The sequence below is a fragment of the Finegoldia sp. P3-F-LR genome (assembly GCF_052932165.1).
On sequence record NZ_JBRFJE010000008.1, the window covers coordinates 65,674 to 78,102 of the forward strand.

14 protein-coding genes are annotated in these 12,429 nt (G+C 34.9%); all 14 read right to left on the reverse strand.

What is annotated here, in order from left to right; translation table 11 throughout:
* Positions 1–480: 480 nt before the first annotated feature.
* Positions 481–1,125, reverse strand: coding sequence for an NAD(P)H-hydrate epimerase (locus ACU68U_RS04630; RefSeq protein WP_446762827.1), 645 nt, complete (start codon positions 1,123–1,125; stop codon positions 481–483).
* On the reverse strand, positions 1,122–2,099 hold the full coding sequence (locus ACU68U_RS04635) for an ATP-binding protein (RefSeq protein ID WP_446762828.1): 978 nt from the start codon (positions 2,097–2,099) through the stop codon (positions 1,122–1,124). The genes ACU68U_RS04630 and ACU68U_RS04635 overlap by 4 nt, the downstream gene beginning before the upstream one ends.
* A gap of 2 nt (positions 2,100–2,101) precedes the next feature.
* Entirely contained in the window at positions 2,102–2,860 is a 759-nt protein-coding gene (locus tag ACU68U_RS04640) for a DnaD domain-containing protein (protein WP_094223022.1), read from the reverse strand.
* A gap of 4 nt (positions 2,861–2,864) precedes the next feature.
* Positions 2,865–3,428, reverse strand: coding sequence for a GNAT family N-acetyltransferase (locus ACU68U_RS04645; protein ID WP_316445432.1), 564 nt, complete (start codon positions 3,426–3,428; stop codon positions 2,865–2,867).
* Entirely contained in the window at positions 3,425–4,762 is a 1,338-nt protein-coding gene (gene dnaB, locus ACU68U_RS04650) for a replicative DNA helicase (RefSeq protein ID WP_446756372.1), read from the reverse strand. Before dnaB ends, ACU68U_RS04645 begins: the two co-directional genes overlap by 4 nt.
* Positions 4,763–4,795: 33 nt before the next feature.
* The gene (gene rplI, locus ACU68U_RS04655) at positions 4,796–5,242 is read right to left on the reverse strand and encodes a 50S ribosomal protein L9 (RefSeq protein WP_094205050.1); all 447 of its coding nucleotides are present in this window, start codon (positions 5,240–5,242) and stop codon (positions 4,796–4,798) included.
* Positions 5,223–7,211, reverse strand: coding sequence for a DHH family phosphoesterase (locus ACU68U_RS04660; RefSeq protein WP_306479415.1), 1,989 nt, complete (start codon positions 7,209–7,211; stop codon positions 5,223–5,225). The genes rplI and ACU68U_RS04660 overlap by 20 nt, the downstream gene beginning before the upstream one ends.
* Complete coding sequence (locus ACU68U_RS04665; RefSeq protein WP_446762829.1) at positions 7,198–8,067, reverse strand: DUF2232 domain-containing protein; 870 nt, start codon at positions 8,065–8,067, stop codon at positions 7,198–7,200. The genes ACU68U_RS04660 and ACU68U_RS04665 overlap by 14 nt, the downstream gene beginning before the upstream one ends.
* A gap of 99 nt (positions 8,068–8,166) precedes the next feature.
* Positions 8,167–8,709: a hypothetical protein gene (locus tag ACU68U_RS04670; protein WP_094224126.1), complete on the reverse strand. Its 543-nt coding sequence runs from the start codon at positions 8,707–8,709 to the stop codon at positions 8,167–8,169.
* Between the two features lie 84 nt (positions 8,710–8,793).
* Entirely contained in the window at positions 8,794–10,032 is a 1,239-nt protein-coding gene (locus ACU68U_RS04675) for a cell wall-binding repeat-containing protein (protein ID WP_446762830.1), read from the reverse strand.
* A gap of 78 nt (positions 10,033–10,110) precedes the next feature.
* Complete coding sequence (locus ACU68U_RS04680) at positions 10,111–10,380, reverse strand: hypothetical protein (RefSeq protein ID WP_156850054.1); 270 nt, start codon at positions 10,378–10,380, stop codon at positions 10,111–10,113.
* Positions 10,381–10,489: 109 nt separating this feature from the next.
* Complete coding sequence (locus ACU68U_RS04685; RefSeq protein ID WP_446762831.1) at positions 10,490–11,827, reverse strand: cell wall-binding repeat-containing protein; 1,338 nt, start codon at positions 11,825–11,827, stop codon at positions 10,490–10,492.
* A 12-nt stretch (positions 11,828–11,839) separates the two neighbouring features.
* Entirely contained in the window at positions 11,840–12,223 is a 384-nt protein-coding gene (locus ACU68U_RS04690; RefSeq protein ID WP_446762832.1) for an ATP cone domain-containing protein, read from the reverse strand.
* A gap of 80 nt (positions 12,224–12,303) precedes the next feature.
* On the reverse strand, positions 12,304–12,429 hold a 126-nt coding region (locus tag ACU68U_RS04695), incomplete at its 5' end, for an EF-Tu C-terminal domain-related protein (protein WP_446762833.1).

Here is a 12,429-nt window from a genome sequence, read left to right on the forward strand (position 1 = left end):
ACCTCCTAATAAAATATAGGAGAACTCAAAAATAACGCCTTGTTTTTTTATACTTGGAGCTCTCAAACAAGTCCTGAAATAAATTTCAGCTTTAACTAGGCAACAGTAATTTTACCAAATAATTAAACCCATTGCAAATTAGTGTTCTTCAAAAAAGCAGAAACCGATTTGTGGTATTGTGAGATATAATAAAACACCAAAACTCGTAAATCGCTCATCAGAGTAGAAAATAATCAATTAAACATGTACTGCGCAAAGCTTCGTGAGGTGTTTTCACTTGTGAGCAAATAAAAGCTTGCAAATAAGCGTATCATACGGAGAAAATTGCAGTAAATTCAATCGAAGAAATCCGGCTAAAATTTGACCGCTTGAGCGAAGCGAGCTTCAAATTTTAGGATTTCAAGATTAGAATTTACCAATTTTCGTAGTCGATTAAGCGTTTTGCAACTTTTATTTACCTACCCACTAAAAAAACGCCTCTTACGAAGCGTTATTTAATACATGTTTAATTGATTTCTCTGGTATACCTATGGTTTCCACAACATATTCTCCCTCATAGTCTTGCAACGACTTTTTCGGTAATTGCAATGTCACTAGAAGGTCAGCCTTCACTGCTACGTTGTGTATTATATTTTCGTCAGAATCCAGTCCCGATGGCATATCGACGCTCACAACAAATGCTTGTGTGTCGTTAATCATGTTGATTACATCTTTGTAAATTCCTTCGATGTCTCTTTTGAGTCCAGTCCCGAAAATGCTGTCGACTATCAAATCATTTTCTGTGATGTCGAATTTCGTGTTTTCGTCTACAAATTCTATCTCCACGTCTAATTTTTTCAAAATATCGTAGTTGATTTTAAAATCCGTCGACGCTTTTTCTAGTTTCCCAATCACATACACTTTCACAAATCGGTCTTCGTTGTAAATGTCTCTTGCAACTGCCAAGCCATCTCCACCGTTGTTTCCAACAGATGCGAACACATACGCTTTGGTAAACTTTTTGTCCAAAATATGTTTTGAAATTTGTGCCTTGGCGTTTTCCATCAACACAATCGATGGAATTCCGATTTCATTTATCGTGTAATGATCGATTTGTCTCATTTGTTCAGCTGTTACATAAATCATAGTCCGTTTTTGAACCTCTCTTCTCTTATATCCCTGCCGAAAAATTGTATCGGTATAAATTCGCCCTTGATTCTGGATGAAATTCTCTGATCGTATTGCGTTGTCAAATCATCAAGGTCGATATTTGTCGAAATTATCGTAGTTTTTTGGTTTTGAATTCTGTAATTTAAAAGATCAAATAGTAAGCTGATATTGGTTTCTGTGGAGTTTTCCGTTCCCAAATCGTCAATCATAAGCACATCGCAGTTGTAGATAATATCCTCAACTTCAGGTTGTGGTTTTTCATTGAAATTCTGATATCTTATTGAAAAAAGTTGCTTCAACAATTGCATCGCGGACAAATAAATCACAGAATATCCGTTTTCAATGATTTCTTTCGCCATGCAAGATAACAAATATGTTTTGCCAGTTCCAACTTGTCCGTACAACAAAAGCGACTTCGCGTTTTTCGTGTAATTTTTGGAATAGTATTTCAAATTCTCGCTGATTGCTTGCATGTTTTCACGTTGGGACATTCCTTGTGAGCTGTCTTTTTTCGTGTCAAACACGTTGATGTCAAATCTATCAAAGTTTTGTTGTTTCATTTGCTCATTAAGGGAGCTTTTCTCACGTGCAATGTTGACCATAATAGTCTTCTTGCAAGAACACATTTTACCGTTGTAAACTCCAGTATCCTCGCACTTGTCGCAGTGATGCTTCTCCTCCAAATAATCGTTTGGATATCCACTTAGTATGAGCATTTTGTGCATTTTTTCTTCAGTGGATTTGATTTCTTCTTCCAAGTTTTTTAATTCTTCCTTGTCACCGCCGATGCTTTTTTTCAAATACTCGTATCCAAGCTCGTTTCTATGTTGGAGCAAATCCTGGTATTCTGGAACATTTCGAAAAACTTCCTGATATCTCATGTCCAATTCTTTTTGGGATTGATTTCTGTAATCTTCCAATATTCTGTTGGCTTCTTTTGCGTAGCTCATTATTATTTATCCTTTTGTTCTTTTGATTTCTTGATAAAATCGTTCAAAAATTTTGAGTTAATATTTGTAGCCTTGTTTTCAATATCGTTAGTCTTCGGTCTGTAATAAGTTCTCTTCTTCGTTTTTCTTTGTTGCTTTTTGTTGTTTTCTTCTTGCCATTGCTCCAACGTCATAATACCGTCAAGCTTCCAATTTCTGAGGACTTGTAAAACGTAATTGGTGTTGTTTTTCGTATTCGGATTAGTTGTGCAATAATGAAAAGCCGTCACCACCAACTCTGGTGTTTGGTGATAAGTGGAAATGTGTTCCAAAATTCTTTCCATTTCTGATTTGGATAATTCCATATCCCTGATGTCTTCAATATCTCTGAACATTTCTTTGATTTCTTGACTGTTTTGTGGAATATAAGTCTTCTGAGATTCATCTGGTTCAGGATTTGTAATTCCAAGATACAATTGTCTCAAACTCAAAAAAACCGTGTGGTTAGTTTGCGTTTGTGCGTCAGTGTATCGTTTGATAATTCCTTCATCCAACCAAAAATTCCAACACTCAGATACTTCACTTTCAGTCAAATCCAACGCCTTTGCGATTTTTTCGTCTGAAATATCCACATTCGCCGAGGTATCCTTAGCAAGCTTGTAGGCATACAAATACACTTTTAGTTGATTTCCTGTGGCCACTTGAAGATATTGATTCAAAAATATATTTTCAATAGGTGTTTCGCCCAAATCTATTTTAAATTTTTCTACACTATATTTCATAAAATCACCTCTTATTATCAATCGCCATCGTAGTGTTCTTCGAAAAAATTGTCCCGTCTTTTACTATGAAAAACTCATCGAATTCTTCATCGTGCGTGTCCAATCTTTGATTTTCGAACACTTCTTCGTAACTACAAAACTTCCTGAATCCACATTTTTCGTAACATTTTATCGCTCTTTTGTTGAAATTATTCACATTTAAGAAAATCCTGTCCAGCCTGTAAACTGTAAATCCCATGTTAATCAAAGCCTTTATGGATTCTTCGCCGTATGATTTGTCCATTTCATTTGGATCCAAAACAATACCCAAAAACGCAGTCTTCGTGAACTTGTCGTATTGTTTCAGCCCCACATATCCCACCAATTTTCGAGATTTATCCCTAATCGCAAAATATTTTTGCGTTTTCATTTCTCTTTTTTGGCGATACCACATTTTTATTTCAAAATCGTCCAAATCGGACAAGTTATAATCGATTAGTCGTTCGTCTGTGTGTTTTCCCCATTGTTCGATTTCAAATGCATCGTCCAATGTAAAATCTTCTAACGTTAACCTCTCAGTAGTTATCATTTATCAAACGCTCCTACATCGGGCATTTGTTTGTCCAAATCCATAAACTTCGTGTGTTCCTTGTCGAATAAAGTATCCACAGTTCCCGTTGGACCATTTCTGTGTTTTGCGACGATAATTTCTGCGATGTTTGGTTTATCAGTTTCAGGATCGTAATAATCATCACGATACAACATCAACACAACATCCGCATCTTGTTCAATCGCCCCAGATTCACGAAGGTCACTCATAACTGGTCTGTGGTTTGGTCTTTGATCAGGCGCACGTGACAACTGACTCAACGCTAGAATCGGACAATTTAATTCCTTTGCCAAACCCTTGAGTCCTCTTGAAATCGTGGAGATTTCTTGTTGTCTGTTCTCACTTCTGGAGTTTGTAGTCATAAGTTGCAAATAATCTATAATCACCAAATCCAAATCGCTACGCGCTTTTAATTTTCTGCATTTGGAACGAAGCTCATTCAATGAAATCGATGAAGTATCATCGACATGCATATTTGTTTCTGCTAATAATTGTGCTGCTTGTCCGAGATTTGTCCACTCAGTAATTTTGCCAGACACAAGTTCTGACAGATTAATGTTACTAAGCGCGGACAATAATCTCTGAGTCAATTGCATCTTACTCATTTCAAGAGAAAAAATCGCGACTTGATGCTTGATACTAGCCTTGTATGCAATGTTAAGTGCAAGTGATGTTTTACCCATTGCAGGACGCGCTGCAAGTAAAATCAAATCTGAGTTTTGAAGACCTGAAAGTTGTCTATCCAAGTCAATCAACCCAGTCGTAACGCCAGTTAATTGTCCTTGGCTCATACTCATTTCGCCAATTTTTGCAAGAGTTGGCTCCAACATTTCTTGAATTTTAACCAAATCTTGGTGGTTTCTGTTCTGACTGATTTTGAAAATATTACTTTCAGCGTATTCTAAAACTTCGCCAACGGAATTGTTGGCAATGGACATATCAATCACATCTTGTGACACGCGCATCAAATTTCTGATAATCGCCTTGCTTTTGATAATATCTGCATAGTATTTTACATTCACAGCACTTCCTACAGCTTCTGAAATACTAATAAGTTCATCAATCCCGCCGATAATTTCGTACATATTATTGGATTTTAATTTGTCTTCCAATGTAATATAATCCACAGGCTTTTTCTCGTCAATTACTTGCAAAATCGCCTTGTAGATTTCTTGGTATTTCGTAGAATAAAAATCCACCGGCTCCACGATTTCTGCCGCATCATCCACAGCTCTCTCGTCGATTATCATCGCACCGATTACACTTCTCTCAGCTTCCAAATCGCACGGCATAATATTTTGTTGATTTTCCATTACCTCACCGCCTTTCTGTCGTGTATTCTAAAATTATTCTTTGTCTACAATTACTTCCAAGTTAGCGTTAATATCTGGGTATACCTTAACTATAACGTTAAATGTTCCCAAAGATTTGATGTTGTCTTTCATTTCAATTTTTTTCTTATCAACATCCAAACCGTGTTGCTCCTTCAATGCTTTTTCGATATCCATCGAAGTGATTGAACCGAAAAGTCTGTCGCCTTCACCTGTTTTGGCGATAATCTTAACTTTTGTGTTTTCGATTTTTTCTTTCAATTCATTAGCGTTTTTGATATTTTCTCTTTCAATCGCTCTTAATTCTGCTTGTTTTTCTTCCCAAATTTTGATGTTTTCTTTTGTTGCTTGTACTGCTAATTTATTTGGTAGTAGAAAATTTCTCGCAAAACCAGTCTTTGCATTAACCATTTCTCCAGCTTTTCCAAGCTTTTCTACATCACTAGTCAATATAACTTTCATCTATATCCTCCTTGATATATTCATCAATTGCTTGTTTTATCTTTTCTTCTGCTTCATCCATGCTACATTCTAATTGCGCACCCGCACTTGTAAGGTGACCTCCGCCTCCAACTTTTTCCAAAACCAATTGTACGGAGATTTTGCCCAAACTTCTCGCACTAACATGGATTTTATCCTTTATCTTCGCCAATACAAACGAAGCTTCCACTCCCAAAATGTTGAGCAAATCATCTGCTGATTGTGCCGCAACCAAAATGGATTCGTCCACTTCTTCTTCCAATCTTCCGATGGCGATATTATCTTTATACATTTTCGATGAAGCGATTACGTCAGATTTTAGTTTGATAGTTCTCTCATCGTCCTTGAAAAGTTTCTTAACCTTGACACTATCCGCACCTTGTCTTTTCAATATAGACGCCGCTTCAAAAGTTCTAACACCTGTTTGATAGAAGAAATTCTTCGTATCCACAGTTATTCCTGCAAGTAACGCTTCTGCAACAATTTTTGGAATCTCTAGTTTTTCTGTCATATAAAATAACACTTCTGTCACCATTTCAGATGCACTAGATGCGTAAGGTTCCAAATAAGTCAACGACGTTTCTTTAATATAATCGGAACTTCTTCTGTGGTGATCGATGACCACGATATTTTTCGCAATATCCATAATTTCTTGACATTCAACAGAGTTTCTTCTGTGATTATCGCAAATAATAACCAAACTATTGCTGTTACAATTTTCCTTAGCAAATGCATTCTTCACAAAATATTTCTTGTAATCCGGTTTTTCTTCAAGAACTGAATTATAAATATTTTCAATTTGAGGGCCAACCTCATTCAAAATAATGTAGCATTCCTTGTTGTTAATCCTGCACGCTTCCAACATTCCCAAACTAGAGCCAATAGAGTCCATGTCTGGATTTCTGTGTCCCATAATAAACACATTGGAGCTTTGAACAATAAGTTGCTTCAACGCATGTGACACAACTCTTGCCTTAACCTTGTTACGTTTTTCAACGGCCTTGTTCTTGCCACCGAAATATTTTAATTCACCTGTGTCAACCACTGCTTGGTCACCACCACGGCCTAATGCAACATCCAAACAAGATCTGGATTTCTCGTGAATTTCATAAGGATTATCTCCAATAATTGATGCCCCAATGCTCAAAGTAACAGGAACATTATTAGTGTTTTGAATTTCCTTAATCATATCTAACACAGAGAATTTTTGTTGCATAATATTTTCAAGCTCGTGCTTTTCGACAATCATTGAGAACTTATCTGATTCGTATTTTCTGATATACGCATTGTGTTCTCTCGCAAAATCTTGCAAAATATTTTCAACATCTGAGAACACCCTTGTTCTTTCTTCTTCCTTGATGCTGTTACGTGCTTCGTCGTAATTATCTATGAAAATATCGACAAGTCCCAGTCTTTTTTCATCCAAAAGCGTCACAACATCCATGAAAGCAGTGTTGTCGATTCCATAAAGCAAAGTCAAATCCTTGTCTTCACTATCTTTTATAGTAACAGGATAAAATCTGTAGTATTTACCATCAACTTGAGTTTCATAATAATCCAAGTTATCTTCATCGTCTTTTACAGTCTTCAAATCCAGAATTTTTTCGACTTCATTATTGAAAATCTCAATCTCATCATCAGCCAAATCCTTAAAATAAGTGTTAAACCAGCTAATTTTATTCTTATCGTTGAGAATCAAAAGTGGAAAAGGAACCTTGAATACAGCATTTTTTGTAATATCTGTAAACTCATTATTAAGATTAATAATCTTCTCCTCAACCTTTTTATTCTTATTATTGATGTATGTGTATTGATCCACAATCATAAAAGCCGAAGCAATAAATGCCAAAGTTCCTATGATATTTTGAAAATAAAACAAAATCGCAGAAAGTATCACCAACAAAACTGCTTGTACAATCAAATGTTTCAGCGAATATTTAAGCTCTTTCATTGTTTTCCTTCTTTCTCAAATCTTTAAAGCTATTCAAAGCCCCTAAGAATGCCAAAATATAAATAAACGGTTGAATTGCAACAGAAACCAACACAGTCAACACCTTAAAAGGAGTCGATAATGATTTCAAATATGAAAACATCAAAGCAATTCCTCCCAATAAGTACGAACTAATTCCGAAAACCGACAAATTATACAACAAATAATTTCCCAAATCCTTATTCACAAAATAAACAATTCCCGAAATCAACGCCAAGCCAACAATTGTGATTGTGAATTTCATGTCTATTCTGAAATCGTGAAACTGATGTTCCTTAGATTTTTGTGGAATATACACATTCAACACACTTGTATAAAAAGCGATAAGTCCCAAAATCGCATACACAGCTCTTACAATAAGCTTAGATGATTGTTCAAACATAATTTTAACAGACTTCATCATTTCCTCGTCCATCTTCACAGAACTCAAAACCTTCATGAAATCATTCAACTTTACGTTAATCACATCTGCAATCGACATATCTGCATTTAGTTTCAAAAGCAAATTCGTCAACAAAACAAAAACACAAATTCCAACGAAACTAATCGTTATAGCCTGTGTGTCAGAAAATCCTGAACTTAGCAAATTCAAAATCGAATAGAACACCAAAATTATGTACAATCCGACAGGAATAGCAATCAAAGGAGTCGACACAACCAAACTCAACACAAAAAATATCCCGAAAGATATCAGAGCCAATCTGTTATCTTTTTCCAATCCTAACTTAATAAAATAAGAAGGCAACACAATAAATCCAAATGGAAATAAAAATAAGCTCACAACATAAATTATCAGAGCTTTTAATGAAATTTTCATTAAAGATTTATAATCAATCGTATTAATAATCCCACCTCCGTTATCATATTATTATATCATAAAATAGCACAGAAATTTATATCCCACGATGGCGATAAATCACGAAACTATCCTAATCTTAGCAGAAATAGAACATTTCTCACCGCTTTTCAAAGCAAACTTTGAACCAACTGAATCCCTGTTCAAATTAGACACATAATAAGAACAATTTCCGTCCACAAAATCACTTGTCGATTCTAATTTGTATCCAGAAATCTCACTTAAAATATTTTGACCTTCCAAATTATTTTTCCAATCAATCACAACTGCTGGATTCATTTTAATTGTGTGGTCGGAATTGTTAATCACATTCACATTAATACTCACACTGTCATTTGTGAATTGATACACAACAAAACTTTCAATACCTTCACTGACACATCTTAGAACGCACATATCCTCAGACTTGCTCACAACATCGTATTCTTCATTCACGAAAAGACCATCAGTTGGATAACGAAAAGTCTTGTCCACACCGTAATTTGGAATACAGATTTTCAAATCATCAATCATATTTACATCGTCTATTTTAAACTGTTCGATCCTCGCACCAACACTGTTGATGCAAATTTCCATATTTTTAATCGCATAAAAAATTCTCATTTAATCACTTCCTTACATATATATACCCAAATGAGATTTGTTATTGCAATAAAAAATGCTTCGCTAATAACGAAGCATTCTCTATTATCTCAAAGCTCTTCTGAAACCTGCAGCACGAGCTTCTTTTTCTGTTCTAAAATATCTTATATGACTTGGTTTAATCTTGTTGTAGTCTCTTTGTCCAGGAAGATGATAAATCATCGAATTCATATTTCCTTTAATTCTTCCTTCTCCAACAGGACCATATCCATCTTGGTAGATGTAGTTAGGTTTGGTTGGTTTGGAAGCTTCTTTTTTGGCTTGTTCTTGCTTTTTAAGTTCTAATTCCCTTTGCTTTCTAGCTTGTTCTTCCCTGGCTTTTCTTTCATTTTCAAGTCTTTTCATCTCATTTACTTCTTCAGCAGTAGGATTAGAAAATATATTGCTCGATACAGACTTTTCCCCACCAATAATAGTTACAGAATTCATATTTTCTAGATAACTCTTAGTTGATTGTGTCAAATTTTCATTGTCAGTCAAAATAATAGGCGCCTTGTAATTTTTCGCAACGCTTACCGCAGACAAACTATCTGCAAAAACTTTTGAATTTGCCAATATAGCATTTTCATTATTTTCAAATGAACGTCTTGCTATAGCCAATGCTGTTTGATATCTGTCATTTCCTGCAATTCTTTCCCCAGTAAAACCGTTCAACGGAAGTTGGTTAACTCCACCAATTGCGATTTCTTGTAAATCGGATTTCGGATAAGAATTACCATCACTAAGAACCATCAACGCCTTGTGATCTGCCATGAAACTAGTAGCACTAAGAGCGTCAGGGAAGTTTTTGCCGCTTGCTATCAATAAGTATTCTGCATCGACAAACTCTTTAGTTTTTTCCATAACCTTCACTGAAGTTTCGTATCTGTCGTTTCCTTTAAGTCTTTCAATGTTAATATCATTTACAACGGATTTTACGGATTCTTCAATATTTGAACTCAACGCCGTTTCTCCGCCAACAATGTAGATATTTTTTGGGTTTAGCTTAGCAATTTCATCGCTAGTTCTACTGTCCAATTGATCTTTTGACAAAATAAGTGGCGCATTTAACGCCGCAGCAAGTTGACCAGCTGATAAAGCATCTGCAAAGTTAAATCCACTAGCAAGTACAACATTGTCCGATTCATTGAACATCGCTTTTGAAATTTCAATGGAAGTAGCAATCCTGTCTTCTCCTGCAATTCTCGACACATTTTCAACATTCGCGCTAGACACACCAGCTGGAATCATACACGCAACAGCCAATGCAGCTATCGTCAATTTTTTCAAATTTTTAATAAACATTTTCTCCTCCGATAATTTAATATATTATTATGATACCATAATAACTAATAAGTTTATAAAAAATTTTATTATCAAATACTACCTAATTAGCATATTTCCCACAAACATAACTATTGGAAACGCTAATACTAACAAAAAATTCAAAATAGCCCTCACTACACTTTTTTCAATCAAAGAAAAAACAATTCCAATTATTCCTAAAATCGGGCAAATATATACCGTCACTAATCCAATAGGTCTCAGATTCCCTAAGAAATCAAACTGAAAATCCTTCAATATAAAAGCAATTACAAGACACACAACACCAATGATAAGTGTCCACAGACTTTTGTTTTTCGTTCTATTCATAAACTCCTCCTTTGATATTTAATATTATTATACACTATTTGAGAATTTTTTAATATATAATTTTATTAAAAAAGAGTGCAGAATATCTGCACTCTCTGGGTTTGAAGTTTTATGAATATATTCCAACTTTTGTAACTACTCCATTTTCAACAATAATAGATAGTGCCAATCCTACATTACCAACTCTATTATAGTATTTGATAAAACCTTCTGGTGTGTAATAACTTGTACGAGCTTGTCCACTGTTTCCTGTAAACTCTGTTTTGTTTGTAATTTTAAAAGTATGAGTTGCACTTTCACCTATAGGATTACCGCCAGAAAAAGAATTGATGTCTTTAACGTATTTCATATGTCCAGACACTATCAGGTAATCACCCTTGATTTTAACATCGTAAGCTTGGTTATAATTTCTCGATTCTGATTTTGATAGTTTTTGCTGTATTAGTGTTGAAGAATATTCTCCAGTTTTTGTGTGTAAATTCTTGTCTTCTTTCTTTACAGCAGGTTTTTTCCTAGTCAAAATATCATTCACAACAGTCTTTTCACCACCGACTATTAACACGTTCTTGTCGTTCAAATACTTCTTGGCATTTTCTGTCAAATAATTTGATTGTGTAAGTATGATTGGTGCGTTGTGTTTTTTAGTTAAACTTACTGCTGATAAGCTGTCTGCGAATACTTGTCCACTTGCAAGGATTGCGTTGTTATTCTTGTCGAATGAAAGCTTTGCGATTTCTAGTGCTGTTTCGTATCTATCTTTTCCAGAAACTCTTTTTCCTGTGAAGCCTTTTAGTGGTAGTTGGTTTTTCCCACCGATTGCGATTTCTTGTAAGTTGGATTGTGGATAAGTTACTCCATCACTTAAAACCATTACTGATTTGTGGTTTACAAAGAAAGATGTCGCTGCTAGTGCATCTGGGAAGTTCTTTCCACTTGCTATCAACAAATATTCTGGATTGATAATTTCTTTTGTTTTTTCCATTACTTTTTGGGATGTAGAATATCTGTCTTGTCCTTCAAGTCTTGTTACGTCAATCTTTTCTGATTTTAATGTTGTGTCAACTCCAGTTTTACTGATTGCATTGTTTCCACCTACAACGTAAACTTTCTTCGCTTTCAAACGTTCGATTTCGTTTTTTGTTTGTGAATCAAGTTTGTTTTGTGATGATAATAGAAGTGGTGCATCTAGTGCTGATGCAAGTTGTCCTGCTGATAATGCATCTGCAAAGTTGAATCCGCTTGCAAGTACAACATTTTCTGATGTAGTGTATGCTGATTTGGATATTTCTACAGATGTTGTGATTCTATCCTTGCCGGATATTCTTGTAGTTTGTTGTGATTTTTCTTGTTGTGTATTTTGTTTGTCAGCATTTACAACGCCAATTGGAAGAACCATGGAAAGCGCAAGTGTCGATGCCAAGACTTTTTTCAATAATTTCGTGTTCATTTTCACCTCAAATTAGTTGTTTTTGTAAGTTTCTAATACTTTTTTGTAGCCTTCTTCTCTCAATGCTTCTTCAACATATTTTCTGATTTCTTTTGTTGGATAGACATTTCTCTTGATAGATTTCATTTTCTTCAACACATCTTCAACGATAATGTTCACATCAGAAGAGTTCATCTTTGCTCCAGCAGAATCGGATGTTTGAGCTATTGAATGGAAGATTTTTTCCTTATCAAAGCTTTCAACGCTGCCAAGTTTTTTAAGCACCCATTCTCCTTTTTCTCCAAACATTTCATCAAGCACATTAATCTTTGCATCTTCAATTAAATTTGCAACTTTGTTTGGGTCTATATCGTTATCCTTAAAATAGTCAAACAATATTTTTGTTAAATCGTTCATAAAATCCTCCTTAAAAAATCAGAGCATCCATTAAAAACGGATGCTCAGCTTGTCTAATTTATCTACCTTAAATAAGGTTATTATTCTATAATTTTAGAAACAACGCCAGCTCCTACTGTTCTTCCGCCTTCTCTGATGGCAAATCTTAATCCTTCTTCGATTGCGATTGGAGTGATTAATTCGATTATGAATTTTGCGTTATCTCC

Bases quoted from the DNA above. Each gene is read 5' to 3' on its own strand.
- ACU68U_RS04635 (WP_446762828.1), bottom strand. From the start codon at position 2,099: ATGAGCTACGCAAAAGAAGCCAACAGAATATTGGAAGATTACAGAAAT.
- rplI (WP_094205050.1), bottom strand. From the start codon at position 5,242: ATGAAAGTTATATTGACTAGTGATGTAGAAAAGCTTGGAAAAGCTGGA.
- ACU68U_RS04685 (WP_446762831.1), bottom strand. From the start codon at position 11,827: ATGAACACGAAATTATTGAAAAAAGTCTTGGCATCGACACTTGCGCTT.
- ACU68U_RS04645 (WP_316445432.1), bottom strand. From the start codon at position 3,428: ATGATAACTACTGAGAGGTTAACGTTAGAAGATTTTACATTGGACGAT.
- ACU68U_RS04680 (WP_156850054.1), bottom strand. From the start codon at position 10,380: ATGAATAGAACGAAAAACAAAAGTCTGTGGACACTTATCATTGGTGTT.
- ACU68U_RS04665 (WP_446762829.1), bottom strand. From the start codon at position 8,067: ATGAAAATTTCATTAAAAGCTCTGATAATTTATGTTGTGAGCTTATTT.
- ACU68U_RS04675 (WP_446762830.1), bottom strand. From the start codon at position 10,032: ATGTTTATTAAAAATTTGAAAAAATTGACGATAGCTGCATTGGCTGTT.
- ACU68U_RS04690 (WP_446762832.1), bottom strand. From the start codon at position 12,223: ATGAACGATTTAACAAAAATATTGTTTGACTATTTTAAGGATAACGAT.
- ACU68U_RS04670 (WP_094224126.1), bottom strand. From the start codon at position 8,709: ATGAGAATTTTTTATGCGATTAAAAATATGGAAATTTGCATCAACAGT.
- ACU68U_RS04660 (WP_306479415.1), bottom strand. From the start codon at position 7,211: ATGAAAGAGCTTAAATATTCGCTGAAACATTTGATTGTACAAGCAGTT.
- ACU68U_RS04630 (WP_446762827.1), bottom strand. From the start codon at position 1,125: ATGATTTATGTAACAGCTGAACAAATGAGACAAATCGATCATTACACG.
- dnaB (WP_446756372.1), bottom strand. From the start codon at position 4,762: ATGGAAAATCAACAAAATATTATGCCGTGCGATTTGGAAGCTGAGAGA.
- ACU68U_RS04640 (WP_094223022.1), bottom strand. From the start codon at position 2,860: ATGAAATATAGTGTAGAAAAATTTAAAATAGATTTGGGCGAAACACCT.